At 47.3% G+C, this 23792-nt stretch carries 22 protein-coding genes; 15 read left to right on the forward strand and 7 right to left on the reverse strand.

Annotated features, from left to right (window positions below):
* The first annotated feature begins 1 nt into the window (after position 1).
* On the forward strand, positions 2-1432 hold the full coding sequence (locus KAI37_RS03495; protein ID WP_220030730.1) for a YfcC family protein: 1431 nt from the start codon (positions 2-4) through the stop codon (positions 1430-1432).
* Positions 1433-1544: 112 nt separating this feature from the next.
* The gene (locus tag KAI37_RS03500; protein ID WP_071639513.1) at positions 1545-3215 is read left to right on the forward strand and encodes a ribonuclease J; all 1671 of its coding nucleotides are present in this window, start codon (positions 1545-1547) and stop codon (positions 3213-3215) included.
* Between the two features lie 206 nt (positions 3216-3421).
* On the opposite strand, the gene KAI37_RS03505 is transcribed toward KAI37_RS03500, so the two are convergent.
* Positions 3422-4681, reverse strand: a complete 1260-nt coding sequence (locus tag KAI37_RS03505; RefSeq protein ID WP_220030731.1) for a BaiN/RdsA family NAD(P)/FAD-dependent oxidoreductase — start codon at positions 4679-4681, stop codon at positions 3422-3424.
* A 292-nt stretch (positions 4682-4973) separates the two neighbouring features.
* Here KAI37_RS03505 and KAI37_RS03510 point away from each other — a divergent pair, with 292 nt between their 5' ends.
* The 3 genes from KAI37_RS03510 to nadE all read left to right on the forward strand — a co-directional run bounded on the left by KAI37_RS03510 (position 4974) and on the right by nadE (position 8200).
* Positions 4974-6713 (forward strand): two-component system sensor histidine kinase NtrB, encoded by a 1740-nt coding sequence (locus tag KAI37_RS03510; RefSeq protein ID WP_071639515.1) that lies wholly within the window; start codon positions 4974-4976, stop codon positions 6711-6713.
* A gap of 141 nt (positions 6714-6854) precedes the next feature.
* On the forward strand, positions 6855-7289 hold the full coding sequence (locus KAI37_RS03515) for a BrxA/BrxB family bacilliredoxin (protein WP_023986978.1): 435 nt from the start codon (positions 6855-6857) through the stop codon (positions 7287-7289).
* Between the two features lie 101 nt (positions 7290-7390).
* Entirely contained in the window at positions 7391-8200 is an 810-nt protein-coding gene (nadE, locus tag KAI37_RS03520; protein ID WP_071639516.1) for an ammonia-dependent NAD(+) synthetase, read from the forward strand.
* Positions 8201-8410: 210 nt separating this feature from the next.
* Here nadE and KAI37_RS03525 read toward each other — a convergent pair whose 3' ends face one another.
* A complete protein-coding gene (locus KAI37_RS03525; protein WP_071559313.1) occupies positions 8411-9226 on the reverse strand; it encodes an alpha/beta hydrolase family protein in 816 nt (271 codons plus the stop codon).
* A gap of 184 nt (positions 9227-9410) precedes the next feature.
* On the opposite strand from KAI37_RS03525, the gene acpS reads away from it, so the two are divergent.
* Together acpS and mutY are read left to right on the forward strand one after the other, a co-directional pair.
* Positions 9411-9815, forward strand: a complete 405-nt coding sequence (acpS, locus tag KAI37_RS03530; RefSeq protein ID WP_071639517.1) for a holo-ACP synthase — start codon at positions 9411-9413, stop codon at positions 9813-9815.
* A 4-nt stretch (positions 9816-9819) separates the two neighbouring features.
* Positions 9820-11058: an A/G-specific adenine glycosylase gene (mutY, locus tag KAI37_RS03535; RefSeq protein ID WP_220030732.1), complete on the forward strand. Its 1239-nt coding sequence runs from the start codon at positions 9820-9822 to the stop codon at positions 11056-11058.
* A 127-nt stretch (positions 11059-11185) separates the two neighbouring features.
* On the opposite strand, the gene yiaY is transcribed toward mutY, so the two are convergent.
* Complete coding sequence (yiaY, locus tag KAI37_RS03540) at positions 11186-12340, reverse strand: L-threonine dehydrogenase (protein WP_071639519.1); 1155 nt, start codon at positions 12338-12340, stop codon at positions 11186-11188.
* A 162-nt stretch (positions 12341-12502) separates the two neighbouring features.
* Between yiaY and KAI37_RS03545 the strand changes: the two genes are divergently transcribed.
* Complete coding sequence (locus KAI37_RS03545; RefSeq protein WP_071639520.1) at positions 12503-13381, forward strand: helix-turn-helix transcriptional regulator; 879 nt, start codon at positions 12503-12505, stop codon at positions 13379-13381.
* A 98-nt stretch (positions 13382-13479) separates the two neighbouring features.
* Here the strand turns inward: KAI37_RS03545 and KAI37_RS03550 are convergent, their stop codons facing one another.
* Both KAI37_RS03550 and KAI37_RS03555 read right to left on the reverse strand, forming a co-directional pair.
* Positions 13480-13971, reverse strand: coding sequence for a DinB family protein (locus tag KAI37_RS03550; protein WP_071639521.1), 492 nt, complete (start codon positions 13969-13971; stop codon positions 13480-13482).
* A 135-nt stretch (positions 13972-14106) separates the two neighbouring features.
* Positions 14107-14721 (reverse strand): superoxide dismutase, encoded by a 615-nt coding sequence (locus tag KAI37_RS03555; protein ID WP_023986992.1) that lies wholly within the window; start codon positions 14719-14721, stop codon positions 14107-14109.
* Positions 14722-15242: 521 nt separating this feature from the next.
* Here KAI37_RS03555 and KAI37_RS03560 point away from each other — a divergent pair.
* The 7 genes from KAI37_RS03560 to KAI37_RS03590 all read left to right on the forward strand — a co-directional run bounded on the left by KAI37_RS03560 (position 15243) and on the right by KAI37_RS03590 (position 20777).
* Entirely contained in the window at positions 15243-15668 is a 426-nt protein-coding gene (locus tag KAI37_RS03560) for a GNAT family N-acetyltransferase (protein WP_023986994.1), read from the forward strand.
* A gap of 131 nt (positions 15669-15799) precedes the next feature.
* A complete protein-coding gene (gene lepB, locus KAI37_RS03565; protein ID WP_071639522.1) occupies positions 15800-16384 on the forward strand; it encodes a signal peptidase I in 585 nt (194 codons plus the stop codon).
* A 93-nt stretch (positions 16385-16477) separates the two neighbouring features.
* Positions 16478-16915, forward strand: coding sequence for a ribonuclease HI (gene rnhA, locus KAI37_RS03570; RefSeq protein ID WP_023986996.1), 438 nt, complete (start codon positions 16478-16480; stop codon positions 16913-16915).
* Positions 16916-17010: 95 nt separating this feature from the next.
* Complete coding sequence (gene queG, locus KAI37_RS03575) at positions 17011-18759, forward strand: tRNA epoxyqueuosine(34) reductase QueG (RefSeq protein WP_076293121.1); 1749 nt, start codon at positions 17011-17013, stop codon at positions 18757-18759.
* Between the two features lie 105 nt (positions 18760-18864).
* The gene (locus tag KAI37_RS03580; protein WP_013308742.1) at positions 18865-19119 is read left to right on the forward strand and encodes a YneF family protein; all 255 of its coding nucleotides are present in this window, start codon (positions 18865-18867) and stop codon (positions 19117-19119) included.
* 54 nt (positions 19120-19173) lie between these two features.
* Positions 19174-19767, forward strand: coding sequence for a GTP cyclohydrolase I FolE (gene folE, locus KAI37_RS03585; protein WP_013308743.1), 594 nt, complete (start codon positions 19174-19176; stop codon positions 19765-19767).
* A gap of 164 nt (positions 19768-19931) precedes the next feature.
* Positions 19932-20777: a lipoate--protein ligase family protein gene (locus KAI37_RS03590; protein WP_220030733.1), complete on the forward strand. Its 846-nt coding sequence runs from the start codon at positions 19932-19934 to the stop codon at positions 20775-20777.
* A gap of 204 nt (positions 20778-20981) precedes the next feature.
* Here the strand turns inward: KAI37_RS03590 and KAI37_RS03595 are convergent, their stop codons facing one another.
* The gene (locus KAI37_RS03595) at positions 20982-22361 is read right to left on the reverse strand and encodes a Fe-Mn family superoxide dismutase (RefSeq protein WP_220030734.1); all 1380 of its coding nucleotides are present in this window, start codon (positions 22359-22361) and stop codon (positions 20982-20984) included.
* A 252-nt stretch (positions 22362-22613) separates the two neighbouring features.
* On the reverse strand, positions 22614-23651 hold the full coding sequence (locus tag KAI37_RS03600; RefSeq protein WP_071639526.1) for an alpha/beta hydrolase: 1038 nt from the start codon (positions 23649-23651) through the stop codon (positions 22614-22616).
* Positions 23652-23792: the final 141 nt, after the last annotated feature.

Raw genomic sequence — 23792 nt, forward strand, 5'->3', positions numbered from 1 at the left:
CATGAACATCAAGAATATGAAATGGAAATTATCCTTGCCCCATAGCTATACTTTAATATTTTTGATTATTATTACAGTCGCTGCATTGACATGGATTGTGCCCAGCGGACAATTTGAGCGTAATGAAGTGACAGTGAACGGTGTGACCAAAACGGCGATCGTTTCGGGAACCTATCACACTGTACCCAAAACTGGTGAGAACGGTGATTTAAGACAGGGACTCCCCCAAATCCTAAGCGCACCTATTGAGGGGATTATCAATGCCGCGGATGTCGTCTCTTTTGTCCTTATTGTGGGCGGCTCCTTCGGGATTATACTGCAGACGGGAGCCATCGATCGTGCCCTGACAGCTCTTGCCAGACGGCTGAAGAATAAGGGGATTCTGCTTATTCCAATTGCCATGGTTATATTCAGTCTCGGAGGCTCTACCTTTGGGATGAGCGAAGAAATTATTCCGCTTTATGCGATTTTTATTCCGTTAATGTTTGCCCTAGGCTTCGATTCTATGACTGCTATTCTCATTCTATTTCTGGGAACGCAAATTGGCTATGTTGGTTCGACTGTTAATCCATTTTCAGTATTGATTGCCCAGGGGATTGCAGGAGTGGAGGGGAATCCTCAGCTCTGGCTGAGATTTATTGAATGGCTTGTATTTACTATGATTTCTATTGCCTTTACGATGTGGTATGCGCATCGTGTTAAGAGAAATCCGGAGAAATCCATTGTTTTTCAGAGTGATATTATAAATCGTGAGCAATTTATAAAAGAAAATACAGGTGAGGACGTCGTCTTCACGTTTCGGGACAAATTAATAATAGGTGGATTTATTGTAACGCTTGGAGCAATTGTCTGGGGGATTTTGGCCAAAGGCTGGTATATGACTGAAATTGGTGCCCTTTTCTTCGCACTCGGTCTTTTTGTTGGGGTAGTTACTAAAATGAGCCAGAAGGAAATAGCTGAGAATTTTGTAAAAGGGTGTGGAGAATTCATCTACGCTGCAGTGATCATAGGTCTCGCCCGCGGAATTCTGATCATCGCCGAGCAGGGTATGATCATCGATACCGTATTGAATGCACTCGCAAGCATTCTGGAAGGATTACCAAGTTACTTGTTCACTACCATTATGTTGGTTGCACATAATATTATTACTTTCCTAGTCCCATCTTCTTCGGGGGAAGCAGCACTAACCATGCCTGTACTTGCACCGCTTGGCGATCTTGTAGGTATCAATCGTGAAGCAGTAGTCACAGCGTACCAATTCGGTAACGGGTTAACCAATCTAATTTCACCGACAGGCGGAGTACTGCTGGCGGGATTGGCCATTGCCCGGATCAGCTTTGGACAGTGGCTAAAGGTAATCTTCAAGCTATTCCCGATCCTGTGGTTAGTTGCTGCTATTTTTGCTGCTATTTCGGCTGCGGTGGGTATCTAATAAATCAAGTGAGAGCCCCTGTCTTTTAGAGACAAGGGTTTCTTTTTGTGCATAAGTTTACGTGGAAAATGAATAATATGGATAGCATTTTCCTAAGGAGGAAATAAAATTGATGCATGCTGATAATAGATTACTCATTGCTGCTCTAGGCGGTGTTAATGAAATCGGGAAAAACATGTATTTTATCCAATACGATCAGGATATTGTCGTTATCGATTGTGGCTCCAAGTTTCCTGATGAGAATTTGCCTGGTATTGACCTCATTGTGCCGGATGTTACCTATCTGCTGGAAAATCAGGATAAAGTCAGAGCGCTCATTGTGACTCATGGGCATGAGGATCACATCGGAGGTATTCCCTATCTGCTGAAGCAGATTAATATGCCCGTTTATGGCACAAAGCTCACCATCGAACTAATTAAGATTAAGTTAAGGGAGCACAATCTTTTACGTGATGCGGAGCTTCATCTTATAGATGCGGATTCAATCGTTCAAGCGGGAACGATTCAGGCATCCTTTTTCACTACCGTCCACAGTATCCCGGATTGCCTGGGTGTCTTTTTTCAGACACCGGAAGGAAATGTGGTCCACACCGGGGATTTCAAATTCGATATGTCTCCCGTCAGTGGACCTTTCCCCGATCTTCATCGTATGGCCGAAATTGGAAAGCAAGGGGTTAAAGTGCTTCTTTCCGAAAGTACAAATGCCGAAAGACCGGGATTTACTCCTTCAGAACGCTTGGTTGGCGGACATATTTTGGATGCTTTTGCCAGAGCCAAACAGCAAGTATTTATTTCTACGTTTGCATCCAATGTGAACCGTGTCCAGCAAGTCATTGACGCGGCTGTAGAAACAGGCAGGAAACTCGTTCTACTGGGACGCAGCATGATAAATGTGGTGTCAGTGGCTAAGGAGCTGGGTTTCTTGCACATGCCTGAGGACTTGTTGATTGAGGCGGGAGAAACAGAACGGTTTCCTGCAGAAGAAATTGCCATTTTATGTACAGGAAGTCAGGGTGAGCCGATGGCTGCACTGTCCCGACTAGCCAATTCCTTGCATCCCAGAATCGAAATTTTGCCTGGTGATACTGTAATCATTGCTGCTGGGGCCATACCCGGGAATGAACGGAATCTTTCCCAGGTCATTGATAACCTGTACGTACTGGGCGCCAACGTTATTTATGGATCAGGCAGTACCACAGGGATGCACGTATCCGGTCATGGCAGCCAGGAAGAATTAAAATTAATGATGACCCTGATGAAACCTGAGTATTTGATTCCCATACACGGTGAATTCAGGATGTTGTATCAGCATCGTCAGCTAGCGGAGTCTGTAGGGATTCCGATGGAGAATGTATTTATCGTCCATAACGGTGACACTGTTCAAATCGAAGAGGGAAGGGCATCCCTCGGGCCCAAAGTATCAGCCGGCAATAGCTTGGTAGACGGATTGGTGACAGGGGACGTAGGTAATATTGTACTGCGAGACCGTAAAAAGCTTTCTTCAGACGGAATGCTGATTATTGTGATGACGTTGAGCAAAAACGAGAAACAAATGCTCGCAACACCAGAGGTCATTTCAAGAGGCTTTGTATATGTTAAGGATTCCGAAGAGCTCATGAGTCAGATCCACGACACGATTATGTCCACAGTGAACGAGTTAACAGAAATCGAAATGAGTCAGTGGGGACTGATTAAGCAAATGTTAAAAGATGATGTTGGCCGGTTTATTTACAGTCAGACGAAGAGAAGACCCATGATTTTGCCTATCATTATTGAGGTATAGAATAGCGGCAAATTTCAAAACAAGATGGAGCTTGTTTTTTACGCGAGTACCCAAAAAAGACTTAGATCAGCAATACAACTGATTTAAGTCTTTTTACTTCCTGTTTTCCCTAAAAATGCAGTTGTAATGGCGGTTTCTAGCGAAGCGGAGGATTTGAATCTGGAGAAGCAACAGCGATCGTAAGATCAAATCCTACGCGCAGCGTCTTAATCGCTTACGGCCGCTTGGGTTCCTGCTGTATGCCCTGTCGTAAACGCCGCTGTAATATTATAACCACCTGTGTAACCGTGAATATCGAGTATCTCACCGCAGAAGAACAATCCAGGCATCAGCTTGGACTCCATTGTTTTCGGATTAATTTCCTTCAAATTCACACCGCCCCCGGTAACAAATGCTTCCTTCAGAGAGAGCGTACCGTTCACACGGATTGGAAACGCCTTAATGCGATGAGCAAGTTCTTGCCACTGCTGCTTGGGAATATGATCATAGGTCAAGTCCTCACGCAGTTCGGCCTGCTGGAGTAACAATGGAATCAAGCGTTCCGGCAAATAAGGCTTAAGCACGTTTTTGATCGCTTTTTTAGCATCGACCGATGCCAATTCCAGCGTCTCACGGTAGACTTCATCGGCATGTTTGTGAGGCTGCAAATCGAGAGTCAACAACACCGTGTTCACCTTATCCTTTTTCATTCCCTTGACGACAAACTGACTGCACCGCAAAGCAGTCGGGCCAGATAGACCAAAATGTGTAAAAATCATATCTCCTTCATGGACGACAACTTTCTTTTGCTTCGCATTCCATACGGTTAGACTGATGTCGCGTAAGGATAGTCCCTGAAGCTCTTTCGTCTGGATGAACGTCTCGCCTGAGGTCAAGGGAACCTCTGTTGGATACAGTTCCGTAATCGTATGCCCTGCTTGTTCTGCCCATGCATAGCCATCACCTTCCGAGCCTGTATGCGGAACGGATTTGCCACCAACGGCTACAATGACATTACGGCTATGTAGGATTCCACCGGAACGTAGCCGTACCCCAGCCGTATGACCTTCCTTGTAAATAACCTCTTGAACAGGACAGCTTGTCCGTATCTCGACTCCTTGAGAGCGTACCTTGTTGATCAAAGCATCGACAACTGTTTTGGCTTTGTCCGTCACTGGAAACATACGCCCGTTGTCTTCTTCCTTTAAGGCTATACCCAACTGTTCAAAAAAAGCGATGATATCCCGATTGCCGAAAGCCGCCAGTGCACTGTGCAGAAATCGGCCATTGCCGGGAATGTGCCGAATGAGTTCGTCCAGCTCTTTGGCATTCGTGACATTGCAACGGCCTCCACCAGAGATCCCCAGCTTACGCCCGAGTTTATTTCCCTTTTCCAGCAAAAGCACCTTGGCACCTTCACCGCTGGCAGCAGCAGCAGCCATTAATCCGGCTGAGCCGCCTCCGATCACAATAACGTCGTAAGTCATAAACCTCTTCCTTTTCGTCGACAAATTTTCAAAAAAATTCAGAACGGCGTAACCAATTTTTCATCATATCGTAATACCGTCGCTTTAGATAGCCTTTGAGCACAGTAAACGCATATATCTTTCAATTTTCAGGAGTCTGAAATACGTAAAAACGCTTTTCTTATATACATCTGGTATTTAGCATATTTTGTCGTTCTACACCGGGATTTTAACACATATATTGTAATATATTGTAGCCTGTGCTTTAATTCAACTAACGGCGTCAAGGAAAGATGATGAGGGGGAGAAGTCCTTGTTAATTGCGTTGAAGGAAAGTGTGCTCCAAGTTCTCCTTGCCGTTATATCGGCGGGTTTTTTCTCTATATTAACGGATTATGGGGATAAGAAAAAGGTTTGGGGCAGCAATTTGCTTCCTGGACCCAATCAAGGAATACTGTATTTGTGTTGCTTGCCAGCCATATTGCTATGTACACTCTTTCAATATCAGTCTCCGTATGGTTTACCTTCCAATCTCGGTATTATTCCCCTTGCTGTTGGCATCATGTACGGTAGACGTCGCACTGCCTTCGTGCTTGCTGCTTCCGCACTTATGGGAGTCCTAATTATAGCCCAGTCGACAGAAATGTCCCCGATGTATGTGGGAACGGGTTTTATCCTTTTTCCTTTTATGCTCCTGCATGTCAAGTTTTTTCAAAGAGGAACAATGTTGGACAAAAAGCTCCTGATCTCCGCATATGTTGTGGCTGATATGCTGTTTAAGGCGATATTTCCGCTACTGTGGGGCAAACAGGATATTGCGGTATACATTCCTGACTTACTTACAACGTTTTGGAATATAGGTGCAGGGGTACTGGCAAGTTTTACGGTCGTGAGCCTGATGCATAATGCCTTTGAGAAGCTGGCGCTACGGCGTGATGTGACTGAGTTTACGAGCAAATATTTAATTGAAGTGGATAAGCTGCGTCAAGTTATGGATTTGATGCCGTTATCTCTGGTTACTTTGGACAGCGAAGAACGAGTTATACATATGAACAAAACGATGCTGGAACTCTATCGGGACTACGATCCCTACATTACGCTGCCTGAGGTAGTAGGTCGTCCATTCACCTCGTTATATGGTTTTAGCGCTTTGCCTGCGGTTAACGAACGAGTTGCGAAAGCGTTGGAAGGAGAGGCGGGGGCTGATTTTATAAATGTTACCCCCAAAGTATTCTTCTCAAGTTTCCTTCCTATTCGGGATAAACATGCAAACCAAACGACAGGTGTCATTATCGCCTTGCAAGATATTACAGAGCTGGAGACGCTACGCAGTGAGCTGGGCAATTTTGAAAGGCTCAGTCTGGTTGGACAGATGGCAGCTGGCATTACTCATGAAATACGTAATCCGATGGCGGTTGTGCGTGGTTTTTTACAGCTTATGCGTGAGAAAAGCCCAGAATCCCTCAACCATTATTACCGCATTGTGATGGAGGAACTTGACCGGGCGAACGGGATTATTAACGATTTTCTTTCACTGGCCCAGAATCGAATTGTCGAGAAGGAGCAATGTCATCTGCATGATATTATTCGCGAGCTGACGCCTTTATTGTGGGCAGATGCGAATCTGAGGGGACAGACGATTGAGCTAAAGCTGGAGGATCATGTGACGATGCTGCATTTGAATCCTAAGGAAATGAAGCAATTGCTGCTTAATTTATCGCGTAATGCGATGGAAGCTATGGGGGAAAAGGGAGTGCTGACCATTTCCACTCATGAGGAAGGGGATTTTGTGGAACTAGAAGTAAAGGATACAGGGCCGGGAATTCCGCAAAAACAGCTTGAAAAGCTGTTCCAACCTTTTTACACCACCAAAACGAAAGGTACAGGTCTGGGTCTGGCCTTATGTCAAAGTATAGTGGAGCGTCATCACGGTACAATTGCCGTAGATTCGGTGGAGGGAATGGGCACGCAGTTTAAAGTTCGATTGCGCAGAACCGTTCCGACTTACCGGGACCATTCTGAGTTTCCTGTCATGAATTCGATACAGAAATAATCGTGCAAATATATAGCCGGATTTTTGCAAATTACGTGAAAAAGATTGTATAATGAAGTTTAGATGTCCATGCCTTTACTACGGCAAAGGATGAAATTAGAAACGTAGTATACATGATTTTTGGAAAAGGAGTGAAAGAATATGTCTATGTCTTTCGATCAATATATGAGAGATTCAGTTCAGCCAATGCGTGATGAACTGACGAATCTTGGGATTCAGGAACTGCGTACTTCTGAAGATGTGGAGGCCAAGCTGCCTAATGCTAAAGGTACAGTGCTGGTTGTTGTGAACTCGGTATGTGGTTGTGCCGCAGGCCAATGCCGCCCAGGGGTGGCTGAAGCACTGAAGCATGATCTTACGCCAGATCATCTGTATTCGGTTTTTGCCGGACAGGACAAGGAAGCAACAGCAAAGGCTCGCGAATTTTTCGCACCTTACCCACCGTCTTCCCCTTCTATCGCGCTGTTGAAAGACGGCGAGCTGGTTCACTTCATCGAGCGTCATCAGGTGGAGGATCGTTCGGCAGATCAGATCGCTGCTGATTTGACCAGTGCATTTGATCGTTTTTGCCGGTAAGACTGCTCAAGCTATGCCCCGCATTTTTCGCCTGCGAAACTTGCCGGGGCTTTTGCATGTTGGCTTGTGAAGGAAATTCCTAAAAAAGAGGTGCTTATCTGATGAGTTTGCAGGAACAGATTATTGCTGAATTGGGAGTACAGCCTACGATTAACGTAGAAGTGGAGGTCCGCAAGCGTGTGGATTTCCTCAAGTCGTATGTAACGAAAACGGGAAGCAAAGGGCTGCTGATCGCCATCAGTGGCGGGATTGACAGTGCCGTAGCAGCCGCTTTGTGCAAGCGGGCTACAGATGAGTTGACGCAGGAGCAAGGGGACGAATACAAAACGCTGGGTGTATTCCAGCCATATGGCCAACAGGAAGATATCGAGCATAGCTACGCGGTAGCCAAAGCGTTCGACCTGAAATATGCTGGGGAAACGAACATTAAGGAAGCCGTGGACAAGGTTGCCGTGGAAGTGGAGCATACGTTAAAGGATATCGGTCTGGAGCGTTCCATTACTCCGCAAGTGAGAGGGAATGTAAAGGCAAGAACACGTATGGTGGTACAATACGCACTCGCGAATGAGCTGAATCTGCTCGTCGTTGGCACAGATCACGCTTCAGAAGCCATCACAGGCTTTTATACCAAATGGGGCGATGGAGCGGTCGATATTACGCCACTTAGCACGCTTAACAAACGTCAGGTGCGCTTGCTGGCCAGCTATCTCGGAGTTCCGCAGGCCATTTTGGACAAAGCGCCTACAGCAGGATTGTGGGAAGGCCAGACGGATGAAAAAGAACTGGGGATCTCCTACGAAGCAAACAGCGACTACCTGGAAGGCAAGGAAATTGACCCGGCGGCACGCGAAAAGCTGGAAAGCTTCTTTACACGTACAGCGCATAAGCGGACAAGCATCCCAGGAGTTTAAGCATTAATCATTATGGAATTGTAAAATGCTCAAGTGAGATTTTGCAAAAATCCAATAAGCGATCTTCAATAAACAATATATAGATCGAAATGTTCTAGTTCGTCTATATATTGCACTTGGAGCGAATGGAATCGAATTTTGCAAAATCCTGAAGTAAATAAATGCGGCGATCCGCCCGGCGGATCGCCGTTTGTATTGAAGGGGCAATAATTAATTGGCGATCCACTCAATGAAGCGGCGGGTTTCTGTAATCGCCTGATCGAGTGGAAGACTGCCTCCCTGGAATGGATGAACGGTATTAAAGGTATGAGTGCCGCCTTGAATTTGTACCCATTCGATGTCGGGACGAACGGAAGTGAGCAGGGCAGAGCCTTCCCGTAGACGTTTGGAATCTTCGGTTCCCTGGATTAGTACAGCTGGGAGCTGGCTGTTGGCAAGTCTGTCTACAATGGCAAAACGCTGGCGATTTTGTTCCAGGTCTTCCAGAATGACAGCATCCAGCGGAAGCTGTTGTCCGGTTCTGGCGTTTTCCACATAGCTACGCCCCTTGGCGCGCATTTCTTCTTTTTGCGGTAAAGTAAACAGATCAAGATCTGTCACGCCATTCCATGAAATGACGCCAGCAATCTCGCCGGGATGATCTAGAGCATATACAAAGCAGCTCCCCGCGCCTCGGCTATGTCCTAACAGAAACAACGGCAATTCTCTGAACTCATGACGTGCTCTCAGATTGGATAGCAATAGTTCCAAATCCTCTTGTTCGCGGCTATAGGTGTTACGTGCGAACTTTTCCAGCTCGGTAAAATTCTCTAGATCCTCACCTATGCCATTATGTGAAAAGTTGAAGGTCACAACATGGTTATCCATACTCAATGCTTCTGCTATATAGGGGAACATGCCCCAATCCTTAAATCCTTTGTAGCCGTGAGCGATGATGAGCAGGCTTTTGGCTGTATTTTTAGCGGGAAACCAGGAAGCGCGGATCACCGCATCTGTTCCTGCTTCAACAATAATGGTTTCTGACATCCTATCCTTCCTTTCTACGGGAATTTTTTAAAATGGGCATATCGGCTGAATTTCAAAACATTCACCTATAGCCTTTCTTATTTTAACATATTTTGGTGCTGTTTTTACGCCTTTGTGACTCGCCAGGGTGTGGACGCACTGTTACAATAGATCCAGTAAAGTAAAAAGGACGGGGAATACCCAAATGATCTACGGAATTGGACATGATGTGCTGGAAATAAGCCGTATGGCTCATATTTTGGCAGGTAAATATGCAGATTCGTTTTTGAATCGGGTGCTGACCCCGGCAGAACGTGAGCTTGCTGTGGAACGCAAGGGTAGACTAACGGAGTTCGTAGCAGGGCGCTTTGCTGCCAAGGAAGCGATAACGAAAGCCTTCGGTTGTGGAATTGGGCAAATCATTGGGTTCGGCGATATGGATATTTTACCGGAACCTGGGGGGAAGCCAGTAGTTTATTTGTCTTCATCCGCGTGGGATAGACTGAGGTTGCCGTCTACAGGTGACTCGAATTACAGCATTCACTTGAGTATTACACATCAGCCTAACATTGCCTCTGCTTTTGTGATTGTCGAATATAAGGAGATGTGATGTGATGACTACAAATACATTGGAACAAAAGCGTTATTTCAGCTTTGAACTGTTGAATTGGTACACACGTAACAAACGCGATTTGCCGTGGCGCCGCCATCGGAATCCTTTTTATATCTGGATCTCGGAAATTATGCTTCAGCAGACGCGTGTGGATACGGTCATTCCGTATTTTAACCGCTTTATTGCACGTTTTCCTACAATTGAAGCGCTGGCGGAAGCACCCGAAGAGGATGTGCTTAAGCTGTGGGAAGGGCTGGGTTATTATTCGCGGGCCCGGAATTTGCAAACTGCGGCAAAACAAGTAGTTGAGCTTCACGGCGGGCAGGTACCGGATGATACACAAGCTGTCGCTGCACTGAAAGGAGTAGGCCCGTATACGACGGGGGCGATTATGAGTATCGCCTTCAACCGACCAGAGCCTGCTGTGGACGGGAATGTGATGCGTGTGCTGTCGCGTTATTTTCTCATTGAAGAGGATATTATGAAGGGCAGCACGCGGGCGCATATGGAAAGTCTGGTACGGGAGCTGATTCCCGAAGGAAGAGCCTCTGATTTTAATCAGGCTCTGATGGAATTGGGGGCGCTGGTCTGCACGCCGAAGTCGCCTCATTGTCTGACCTGCCCAGTCATGGAGCATTGCTCGGGCAGGTTGGCAGGTCGCGAGGAGACACTGCCAGTCAAGACCAAGGCGAAGCCGCCGCGGCTGGAGCCGCGCTCCGTTGCTCTCATCGAGGGCAGCGGAGCGAACGCCGGCCGCTTGCTCGTACGGCAGCGCCCGGCCAAGGGCCTGTTGGCCCGCATGTGGGAGCTGCCGCATGAACTTGCCGGGCCGGAGGGCTACAACGGCCCGGTGCCGGATGAGCCCGCCATGGACCATTTGGCGGCTCATTTGCTGGCAGAGGGCGTGCTTGCGCGCCCGGTGCGGTTTGTACGTGAGGCGGAGCACACGTTCAGCCACATTCACTGGAACCTGCGTGTGTTCCAGTGTGAAGAGGTCGCCGCCCCTGCCGGGGAGGCGGGAGGACAACCGCTGGCTGCCGAGAAGCGGGCCAGCTACAGCACCGGATCGAAGCCGGGTGCATTGATTACGCTGGCTGAGCAGGCGGAGCACACGCGCAATGCGCTGCCAGCGGGGTACCGCTGGATCAGCGAGGCAGATATGGCCACCTTGGCGTTTCCCAAGGTATTCCTCGATCTGATCACCGAGTATTATGCGAAGCAAAAAGGGACCTTGGTATAGGTCCCCGAAAGCTGCCGGGATAAGTCCCGGCAGCTTTTTTTGTTCTTTTTTTATTCCGTCTGACATTTCATAAAATAACGATACGTATAGGCAAGGCTTCGTTGTTAAGAGCTCTGACTATTTTGAATTACATGGCCTGTTCAAAAATGTCGATGACTTCTTGTTGTGTAGGTTGAATCGGATTGGTTGCTCCGCAGGCATCTTTAAGCGCGTTCGCTGCAAGTACAGCAAAATCTTCACGTTTGACACCGAGTTCTTCCAAACCAGATGGGATGTTGACCCGTTTAGCCAGCTTCTCGATAGCCTGCAGGGCGAGGTTGGCTCCTTCTTCAGGTGTAACACCGTCCGTTTTCTCGCCGAGTGTACGGGCAATGTCGGTAAGCCGTTCGGCGGAGGCCTTGGCGTTATAGCGTTCTACATGCGGCAGTAAAATGGCGTTACAGACACCGTGTGGTAGATTGTAGAAGCCGCCAAGTTGATGCGCCATCGCGTGAACAAAGCCTAATCCGGCATTATTGAACGCCATGCCTGCCAAAAATTCAGCGTAGGCCATTTGGCTGCGAGCCTCCACGTCGTTTCCGTCATCGACGGCTCTAGCCAGATTGTCCCGAATCAGTTCAATGGCTTTGAGGGCACAGGCATCTGTGATGGGTGTAGCATTTGTGGAAACATAAGCTTCAATAGAGTGAGTGAGCGCATCCATTCCTGTTGCGGCAGTTAGAGATTTGGGCATGGCCATCATCAGATCAGGATCATTAACAGCAATGAGTGGTGTTGTGTGCTTATCCACAATTGCCATTTTGATATGGCGCTCTTCATCCGTAATAATACAAAACATTGTCATTTCGCTCGCTGTTCCTGCCGTTGTGTTAATAGCAATCAAAGGGAAGGAAGGCTTCGCAGATTTATCCACGCCTTCGTAGTCACCAATCTGTCCACCATTAGAGGCCAAAAGAGCGATTCCCTTGGCGCAGTCATGAGGTGACCCTCCTCCGAGCGAGATAATGAAATCGCACTTGGATTGCTTCAGCAGGTCCAATCCCTCATTCACATTGGAAACCGTAGGATTTGGCTGAGTACCGCTGTATACGACGGATGTAACGTGTAGACCGTCCAACATGTTTGTTACTTTTTTCACAATACCGATGTCAACTAAGGGCTTATCAGTTACGATCAACGCATTTGTAAAGCCCAACTTTCCGATTTCTGTACCTGCATTCGCCAGTGAACCTGAGCCCATAAGACTCATACCCGGCATCATGAATTTTGAAGATCCTGTCATCGTATGCATCCACCTTTATTATTATTTTGAGTTAAGTCGAGGTATAATGATGGAGTTAAAGGATTTCATTACCATCCTTATAGCCTAATCATACTGCCCCATATTGGGGGGAACTAACGCATTTTATTATAAAATATCGTGATTTTTAAAAGGGTGAGATGGATGGAACAATCCAAGACTTTAGGCGATTTTAATCGTTATAGTGAGCTTCAATATGGATATGAAACCGATCTGATCAGAATTTTATACTATGATCTTCCGGAGAATTACTATGAGAAATACGCTTCATATGAATACCCGAAACTGTGTACTATTTTGGAGGGAAGGAAGGAAGTCAAGATCAATGAAGTGGAGCATTTTGAATATGATACTCAGGAAATTATTCTACTTCCTCCACAGTCCAGCGTTGAAATGAAAATTAAAGAACACACCAAGGCGCTGGTATTTGAATTAAGTGATCAGTTAATGGAACGTCTGAGGGATGTGGTAGAGGAGGAATTTCAGGTTTCAGAGAGTACTCCAACTCATTCAGTGGTTCGCTGCGAGCTGAACGAAAAGACGGATTTACTTACCGCTTCCATGGGACGGATCAAGCAATATATGGAACAACCTGCCGAGAGTGGAAAATTCCTGATTGATCTAAGCGCTCAGGAAATGGCCTACCATTTGCTACAGATGCAGGTGCTTGAACAGCATTTGCTCACGAATGACCGACATCCTGTGTTCCGCGCGATTCGTGACATTCAGGAGCAACTGCCCGGCATCAGGCATGTGAAGGATTTGGCGGATAACTACAACATGTCACATGCCAATTTTACGAATCAGTTCAAAAAAATAACCGGTTTAACTCCACTTGACTATATTACGAATCAAAAGATGCAGCTCGCCAAGCAATGGCTCCATCACAGAAATGTAACGGAGGTTGCTTTTGATTTGAATTATGAGAGCGTTTCTTACTTTATTGGTCTATTTAAAAAGAAATATGGCATTACGCCTAAGCAGTATCAGATGAGTGTGCGACGGCAGGCAGTTCTTATGTAGTGTGAAACATATAAAAAAAGTAAAAGGGCCGTCCTTCGTAGTTAAAAACTACGGAGGACGGCCCTTTGTTCACATGTATATATATTTACTGCTTAAAGCTAATCGATGCTACCATCGCTCTCAATCAGTCCTTTGCCAATTACATTGGCCGAAACCGGAGGCTTGCCGAGCTCCCGAGACCATATGGACAACTGTCCAATATGGTGAATTTGGTGGGCAATGACATGGCGCATCACCTCGCCCCAGGCATCAATTACAATTCTGCCGTCCGGGAGGTGATCTTCAAACCTTTTTCGTTCCAGACCATCATGCCAGGTGAGCACGAACGGCTCGACATCGAGTCGAAACTTTGCATCCAGCTCACGGACTTTGTCGAGCGTATCATACAGAGAGAAGTTCTCCTGAAAGTCGGGTTTACCCTGAATCGTTTGAATCCAGCTCCACTCCACATCAACGATATGAAAGAGTGTCTTTAGAATGCCGCCGACTCCGCCGACGCGTTGTTTCAGTAATTCCTCCTGCGACACCTCTTCACACCAGCGGTACCATTGTTCCCGAATTATCCAGTTGTAACGAAAAAAAGTCTGCATCCATCAACCTCCAGGGACTGTATTTAAGAATCATCTCCATCAGTTTACCATGGAATGCCAAAAGGGCTGTCTCATTCGTAGAAAATCTACTTTTGAGACAGCCCTTTATTATAGGATAGAGATGTTGTTACTGGCTTATTTCTTTGCAGCCGCGTAACGTTTGTTTACTTCATCCCAGTTGATTACATTGTAGAATGCTGCAATGTAGTCTGGGCGTTTGTTTTGATATTTCAGGTAGTAAGCATGCTCCCAAACGTCCAGTCCAAGTACCGGAGTCAGGCCTTCGGACAGCGGGCTATCCTGGTTTGGAGTGCTAGTGATCGCCAGTTTGCCGTCTTTGCCGACAACCAACCAAGCCCAGCCGCTACCAAAACGTGTTGTAGCTGCTTTAGTGAAGTCTTCTTTAAATTTGTCGTAGCCGCCCAGCTCGTTGCTGATTGCTTCAGCAATAGCACCTGTCGGTTGTCCACCGCCGTTAGGACCGATAACTTCCCAGAACAGGCTGTGGTTGTGGTGTCCACCACCGTTGTTGCGAACCGCAGTGCGGATGCTTTCAGGAACGCTGTCCAGATTGGAGATCAGATCCTCCAGACTTTTGCTTTGCAGTTCAGGAGCGCTCTCCAGAGCTGCGTTTAAGTTCGTTACATATGTGTTATGGTGACGATCATGGTGAATTTCTACTGTCAGTGCATCAATGTGCGGTTCCAGTGCGTCTTTTGCGTAAGGAAGTTCTGGTAATTGAAATGCCATAGTAAAATCCCTCCTGGTTATATGGTTGGGTAAGTGTTCCTATGTAATAATACCCTCGACAGTTATATTAAACCGCATTCAGCCTATTTAATCAACATTTTTGTTTGTAAAATAGCAAACTGGGCAATACGGCCTGGTAGTTAGCATGTCCAAAAACCCGATTGGAATACATAATACATAGGTAATAAGAGGTAAATTGTGAACATTAAAATGTAAACGCTTTATATACAGCGCTTACATGAGAAAAAGGGATGTATTCCATCAAAAAGTATGGTTTAATGTTCAAGGAAGCAGAAATTTCGGCTTTTTTGTCGTCTGCTATAATCTGTCATGTCTATGACATGACGAACTTGAGGGCATACACCCTTTTCCTGTTCTTCATTTCATATATAGCAGATCGTATGCATTTTTATCATAATGCCTTGTGATTAACACCATGATAAGAAATTTAAGGATTTATGTAAAAATGACGGTGCTGTCTCAATTTTTTTATTATGCTTACGAAAAGGGAGATATTACTTATGCACGTTCGTTCCTTTCAATTAAGTGATGTGAACTCAGTAACGGAACTCATGCAAATTGCCTTGTCAGAGGAGTGCTACAAAGAGACGGTGAGTGCGTTTGCACGTCAGCTTTCGTGGGATTCCGGTTTGATCATCGTTGCAGAAGAAGAGGGTGAGATCGTTGGTGCTTTGATCGGCACGATCGATCAGAATGATGGTTGTTACTATCGTATCGCTATTCACCCGGATCGTCGTCGGATGGGAATCGGCAAATCGCTTGTGGAATCCATGGAGCAGCGTTTTCAGCAACGTAAGGTTAGCCGTATTTGGGTAGCAGGGGACAAGCATAACAGTGCGGCCATGCCTTTGTACGAAGCGATGGGCTATGGAGCAAGCCAGATTTTACAGGCTTTTCAGAAGCTGAGTATTTTGGCGCCTCATTAATCGGGAATCGAAATAAAGAGAATTGAATAACATTAAGTATAATATTTACATTTAGAGCATATCTGAGTAACCGTTGCAATCGGGTACGGGATATGCTTTTCTATTTATAACAGGGTTGAGGAGGTTTAATTATGGACGCTTTGGCTCCTTCGTCAGGCCCACTTCCCTCGCCGGAAACGTCCAAACCAGCAGGTCGCTCTGGTTACATACGCGATTGGTTAGTCACTCTTCTGATCGCCATGGTCGTCTTGCTGCTTCTGAACCTGTTTGTATTTAACTTGTCCACGGTCAGAGGACATTCGATGCAGCCGACGTTAATGGAAAGCCAGCATTTGTTCGTCAACAAGCTGGTTTATAATTTTCATGATCCGGGCAGGGGGGACATTGTGATTTTAAAAGATCCCGATTCCAAGCTGTCGAGTCCAAGATTTTTAGTGAAAAGAGTCATAGGTATTCCCGGAGATGTAATTCGGGTTGAACATAATCATTTGTATGTGAACGGTGAACTGCTAAATGAACCTTACACCAACTCTGACGTGGAGGATGGTGATTATGGTCCTTTTACGGTGGAGCCGGAGCACTTTTTTGTCATGGGAGATAATCGCCATAATGCAGCGAGCAAGGATAGCCGCTATTTTGGCAGCATTAAATCTCAAGATTTACTGGGACGTGCAGAATTTATATTTTGGCCGATATCTGAGTGGAAATGGCTATAGAGCAACTAAAGTCTGAAATGAATGCGGAACACGTCCGAACCGATCAGGATCATGACGGAGCAGACGGTTACCGATTAGGAAAGGAAGAGGATTATGAAAGAAGTGATGGTATATACCGACGGTGCTTGTTCGGGAAATCCGGGCCCTGGGGGCTGGGGGATTGTTTTGCTGTATGGGGAACATCGTAAAGAGCTGTCAGGTGCCGAGAAAATGACGACAAACAACCGTATGGAGATCAAGTCCGTGATTGAAGCACTGAAGCTGCTCAAGGAGCCTTGCCATGTGAAAGTACACAGTGACTCTGCCTATGTCGTCAATTGCTTCAAACAGGGCTGGATTAAGAATTGGCTTCGTAATGGCTGGCGCAACAGTAAAAATCAGCCAGTGGAGAACAAGGAACTATGGGAAGAATTGTGGGAACTGATGGGTAAGCATGAGGTTGAATATGTGAAGGTTAAGGGGCACAGTGACAATGAACTGAATAATCGCTGTGATTTTCTGGCGACCAGTGCTGTTAAAAATTTACGGTAGCATCTGCTGCTGTTTTCTGTTGAAATTTGAGATATGAGAATTTTGCAAATCCTCATATCTGTAATGATAAAAAGTGGAAGAGAGGTGAGTATCGGATGCAACGCGGATTGACTCAGGCGGCTGCCGGAACCGCTTCGACTTGGGCTTCGCTCAAGCAGGAAATTATTGAGGCAGCTCCAGGGCTGGGTATCGACTCCATCGGGTTCGCATCCGCCGACCCCTTTCTGTCTCTGAAAGCTATATTGGAAGAGCATCGTGCGAAAGGCTATGAATCCGGCTTTGAAGAGCCAGATATTGATAAGCGGATCTACCCGGAGCTGTATGGCTCACAGCCTGCATCTCTGATTGCTATTGCGGTGGCGTACCCTTCCAAAATGAAGGACCCGCCGAAGTCGGACAAGGGGAAGTACCGTGGTATTTTGGCACGTTCAGCCTGGGGGAAAGATTATCATCTGGTACTACGCGAAGCGATGGAAAAGCTTGAGGCTTTTATAAGTGAGCGGGTACCTGATGCCATATTGAAAAACATGGTGGATACCGGAGAATTGTCCGATCGAGCCGTTGCGGAACGCGCAGGGATTGGATTTAGCGGCAAAAATACGATGATGATTTCACCGACGCTAGGATCATGGATTTATCTAGGTGAGCTGTTGACGAACATTCCTTTCCAGCCAGATGAACCGGTAACGGATGGTTGCGGCGAGTGTACCAAATGTTTGGATGCCTGTCCTACGGGCGCACTTGTGGGTCCTGGACAGCTGAATGCCCAGCGATGTGTGTCCTTTTTGACGCAAACGAAGGGCTTTCTGGATGAGGAGTTTATGCGGAAGATAGGGAATCGGCTGTACGGATGTGATACCTGCCAAATGGTTTGCCCCAAAAATCGGGGTCTCAACTGGGATCACCATCCCGAGCTTACACCCGATCCTGAAATTGTGAAGCCGTTGCTGCTGCCGTTATTGGATTTGAGCAACCGTGAATTCAAAGACCGATTTGGACAAAGTGCGGCGGCTTGGCGAGGGAAGAAGCCCATTCAACGCAATGCAGTCATTGGACTGGGCAATTTCAAGGATATCAGCGCAGTGCCCAAGTTAACGGAGGTTTTATTGAATGATCCGCGTCCCGAGCTGCGAGGCACGGCGGCGTGGGCTTTGAGTCGAATAGGAGGGGAAAACGCTATGACAGCGATCAAGCAAGCATCAGAGAAGGAACAACATGAGAAAGTACGCGAAATGATCGCGCAAGCGCATTCCAAACTAGAGGAACAAGAGCAGGCAGAACAGCAAAAGGCGTCTGAATTACCAAAATCAGAAGTAACGGCCGGGGATTCACAGGGTCCAACCACCATTTATTATGATGAGATGGAGACACCTGTGGGCACGTTGACGCTGTGCGCTACGGATCGGGGGCTGTGCCGAATAGACTATGGCGTTTTTCATGCAAAGGAAGCACTGCTTCAGCAATGGGCCCGAACATGGATTGGGGAATATGTCTATGTGCAGGAGCCGGAAAAACTGCGCGAAGCCGCAGACCAATTGCGTGAATATTTTGCGGGAGAACGACGGGAATTCAGTATAGCCTATGATTTGAGAGGCACTCCTTTTCAAGAGCAGGTATGGCGTGCACTGCAAAATATTCCGTACGGGCAAAGTGTGTCCTACAAAGATATTGCGGAATCGATCGGACGAGCCAAGGCGGTACGTGCTGTGGGTGGAGCCAATAACAAAAATCCGTTACCCATTCTATTTCCATGTCACCGGGTATCGGGTGCAAACGGAAGTTTGGTCGGTTATGCAGGAGGCTTACCAGTCAAGACGAAGCTGCTGGATTTGGAGAAACAATAAGGACATATGTTTGCAAAAAGTGATTTGCTAGCTGTCCCATGTTTTGCTATGATAGGTTCGTGCAATTCAAGATGTTTCATATAAATATACAGAGGTGACGACTTCGTGGTGTGGAATATTGTCATTCCGATTATTACCCTGATTGCTGGTTTGGTTGGGGGATTTTTCATCGGTGCTTATTATCTTCGTAAACAGCTTGAAAAGATGCAAAACGACCCTGAAACGCTGCAAAAAATGGCCAAACAGATGGGTTACAACTTGAATGGGAAACAAATGCAAAAAGCCCAGCAGATGATGAAGAACCAACAGTTCTCCAAAAATCAGCCTGGTCCGCGTAAAAATCAGGGCCGTCGGAAATAATGAGCAACGAGAGCACGGATGCCGCATGAGGTTGCTGCATAGAGGAGGATTACTGTGGCTGGCGTAAAAGATTATATTAACCGCAAAGCTGCGGATAACCGGGATAAAATCGAGTACCATGTGGAGCAGATTTTACAACTGATCGGTGAGGACCCCAAGCGTGAAGGGTTGTTGGAAACACCGGCACGCGTTGCGCGCATGTATGAGGAAATATTTGCGGGTTATGAGGTTGATCCCCGGGATGCGTTGGGTGTGACATTTGACGAGAATCACGAGGAGCTTGTGATCGTGAAGGACATCGTCTATTACAGCCAGTGTGAGCACCATATGGCTCCTTTCTTCGGAAAAGTGCATATCGGCTATGTACCCAGCGGCAAAATTGTAGGACTGAGCAAGCTTGCACGTCTGGTAGAGGCAGTGACCCGCCGATTGCAGGTACAGGAGCGTATTACATCACAGATCGCTGATATTTTAAATGAAGCGGTCTCCGCTCACGGGGTTATGGTGGTCGTGGAAGGCGAGCACTTGTGCATGTGTGCAAGAGGTGTCAAAAAGCCTGGTAGCAAAACGGTAACGTCTGCAGTACGCGGTACGTTTCGTGATGATGCAGCGCAGCGCGCAGAGTTTTTGTCGCTGCTCAAGGATTGATCGAACATCGCAAGACGTTTATGTGATGAACAAAAAAAGGGTGGTTTACGCATAGGCGTAGCCACCTTTTTTTGTTAACATCAGAAATAGAGACGACGGGATAGCTACCTTAAAATTACGATTTGCCTATGGATAACAGTTATTTTTAAGATAGGGGATAACGTATGGAGAATGTACATAGATCAACAGAAAAAACAACAGCTTTGCCTGAGTTGCAGTGGTTTGAAACGCCACTCGCGGCCACTCAGGAGGATGTTTTGTCTCCGCTGGCTTGGGAGGAGTTGGCCTGTCGGCAAGTAGGGAAAGGAGCTACACCCATTTTGCATCTATGGCGGCATCCGTCAGCGCTTGTGATCGGTCACCGGGACCGAAGGCTTCCCTACGCCCCACAGGCGATGGAGCGAGTGCGCAACGCGGGAACCTCGGTATGCGTACGCCCCTCGGGTGGAGCAGCCGTCATGCTGGACAGGGGGGTACTGAACCTGTCCTTGATCCTGCCGAATCCACAGCGGGCCATCAGCCTGCATGAAGATTTTCGGCTCATGGCAGCGCTAATTGCCGATGCGCTGGTTCCGTGGTCTGGCGAGGCGCAGACCGGAGAAATCCCCGGGTCCTTCTGTCCCGGGGATTACGATGTCAGCGTCCGGGGCCGCAAGTTTTGCGGCATTGCACAGCGGCGCCAAGCCAAGGCGTATATCATCACAGCCTTCGTGATGATTGAGGGCAGCGGTGCAGAGCGTGCACAGGCGGTGCAGCAGTTCTATACAGAGGCAGCCGGGGACACGTCGGCAGGCGTGCAGCAGCAGGATTACCCTCGGGTGAATCCAGCAACGATGGGTAGCCTGGCAGAGCTGGCTGGCGTGCCGTCTGTTGAGGCGTACACGGCATCTCTGCGCCGTGTTGTTGAGAGCCGGACAGCCATTTTACCTGCCGATGGCTGGCTGGTACACCCGGAAGGATTGACCGAACAAATAGCAGCGCTCAGAGAGCGATACGATTTGCAGGTGTAATTTTTATTTAGCTTAGAAGCCTATTAGTGCGTGTTCAAAAAGTCGGCTTTTCAGGATCGAGAAGGTTGGATGAAGCCAGGGACTGAGTAGGGGAGCGTAGACAGATCTACGTGAGCAACGGAAGGCCTGGCTGAATTCAAGATTCGACGTCGAATCCGCTTCTTGATTAGCTTCGTTATGGAAAGACGACTTTTTGAACAACCTCTAGAAGGGTTGCCATCTCAGTTTGGAGGCTTGGGTATAGCGCGCCTCCACCTCTGGCCAGTTAACGACATGCCACCAATCCTCAATGTATTTGTTGCGCTCGTTTTGATGCTTTAAGTAATATGCATGTTCCCATACATCTATCGCCAGCAGCGGAATGGACTCCCATTGAGTCAGATTCTGGTGCTTTTCGGCCTGCAAAATTTCAAGCCGTCCCGCGCGTGGACTCCATACCAGGATAGCCCAGCCGCCACCCTCGACCTTTTCGGCTGCCGAGCTGAATTGCTTTTTGAATGCATCGTAGCTGCCAAAATCCTTTTTAATCTGTTCAGCCAGCGGTCCGCTTGGGTTTCCACCGCCTTGAGGACTCATGATCGTCCAAAAAAGAGTATGCAGATAATGGCCTGCGCCGTTGAATGCCAGTTCACGTTCCCAATGTTTTACGAGGTCAAAATCACCTGTTTTTCGGGCTTCTTCCAGCTTCTTTTCCGCTTTATTCAGGTCATTCACATAGCTCAAATGATGCTTATCATGGTGAATACGCATCGTTTTCTCATCAATATACGGTTCAAGCGCATTATAGGGGTAAGGGAGCGGCGGTAGCCGATGTCCCCCAATAGGAACCGGCCGGCCGGGTGAGGTTTTTTCCGTTGCCGAAGGTTGCGCTTGGCTGGATTTGACGCTTTTAGTCGTCCATGCGCCTTCTCCCCTTATGCCTGCCTGCCGTTCTCGAAACGATTCCTCTGGGTAATTCGCACCCTCTTCCGCTACATGATACAACCTAGCAGCCCTTGCGATGGAGCCGGGTTCTTGAAAGGGGGTTGTCGAGATCAGGAAATATTGGCTTTCATGTGCCGCGTGTAATACAACTCCGGCGGATTTTGGCTGCTGACGCAATGCATGACTGTGCTCGCTCAGCAGACCGAGCTGTCGTACATACTCCTGTGACTGACGGTTTGCGGTTTGCAGCAAATCGTCCAGTCGACGATTTAGTTCTTGTGAGTCAGGCTGAGAGTTTAAGGCTGACTCTGTCAATGGTATCTTTACAGATGATGTCGCGTCTAATCCCCTTGACTGTTTTGAATGTTCAGTGAATTCGTGTGTATGTGCTTGTGGAGCAGCCGACATCTGTTTCCATTCCTGATGCCACGCCTGATCTGCCGGATCGAGTGCGCTCCGTTGCTCTTCTAGCAACTCTATGGCGGTGCGTTCCGTCTGTTCGAATACAGTCCGCCAATCATCCAGCAGCCGTACATAAGTAGGCTCCAGTCCCTCGGTAGCGGATTTAATTACTTCCACATGCCAACTTTCCTGCTGCTTCCAATGCCGAATTTCCTCCAGCACACGTAAGGGCAGGAAAGACCCATAAGTACTCAGCATCGTTTTTTACCTCCCGTATCCTACTATGGCTATCCGGCGGATCTGGCAGATCTGCCCTGGATGCATACGTACCCAGTATATTCGCTGTCCCATCGGGAATATGTCTATGAACTCCCTTAATCCGGTCACATCTGTTACGTAGAACAATGGATAACCATGGAAAACGAAAAAGAAACCCAGCTACGGCACGGGTTAAGTGTCCATAGGCAGGCTTCTTCCAGGCGAAGAATAGAATACAGTTCTTCGAAAAATTTACTTCGTAGTCGTTTGTTTGTGGGCATCAGCGACGGTTTTCTTGTCCTCCAGCTCCTGTACACTGCTTAGAAACGTCGATACCCGTCGCAAATATTCACGAGGGTGCTCTCTGAAAATAAGCTCATGTATCCCGTTTTTAACAATCCATACACTGGAAAGCGGATTAGTTTGATTGGCAGCGAGCTTTTCCGCAATAGGATAAGGAGCTTTTTCATCCTGTGTACCATGCACAAACATGATCGGGAACGGATAGTTTTCCTTTTTAACCTCCTGATATGGAATCTGATGCAAGCTGGTGCCGTTCAAAACTGGAAACAGCAACTCCAGAATTTCCAAAGACGGATGTCTTGGCAGATTAATTTGATTGTGAATGTTATGGTACAGCGTATCCGGTTCCAGCAGGAAGGTGCTGTCCAAAATCATTGCGTCCACATCCTTGGTTTGCAAGCCCGCCTGAAGAGCGGTTCCTGCCCCCATAGAGAAGCCCCATACGATAATCTCCGACGAGCCGCGTTGCTTCGCAAGCTGAATTGCCCCGAGAAGTTGCTGGGATTCCGCTTTGCCTCCGGTCGCGACTGCTTTGCTGTTTTGTGACGCGAATCCATAATCGAACATGACTACATTAAAGTTCAAACTGTGGGCATAATGCGCCAGATCATACATGGGAATCCAGCTTTCTTCGCGGTTAGCTCCATAGCCATGGCTGAAAATAATCGTTTTCCGCGATTGATCCGCTGGGATATACCAGCCTTGTACCATGCGGCTACCATCCTTGGCAGGGAAGCTGACTTCCTCATAAGGCATGCTTTTGGCCTGCATCGGATTAGAGTACAGCGGTGCAACGGTGGGATTCGTAAGTACCCATGCGATGTAAGCATGCAAGGCAATAAAACAAAACAACAGAAAAAAGACGACCGACAGCAGCAGAGCAATCACAACGTGCTTGAACCGCAGCAGACGGGGATTAAAGAGTGGGGTGGACGGCTCCTGAACAGCGGTCTGTAGCTGAGAGTTGCGCTGGGATGTCGAAATCATGTAAGAGCCTCCTTATATAAAATTGATCTTCGTTTCATAGAATATAGGTATAATTCCACTTGAAAATGATAGTGTAGATCCGTATAGATACCTATTATCGTATGATGGGGATTATCCAAAGTCAACGCCTGAACCGGAAAA

It is taken from the genome of Paenibacillus sp. S25 (assembly GCF_019454085.1).
In the GTDB taxonomy this organism is placed as follows: domain Bacteria; phylum Bacillota; class Bacilli; order Paenibacillales; family Paenibacillaceae; genus Paenibacillus; species Paenibacillus polymyxa_B.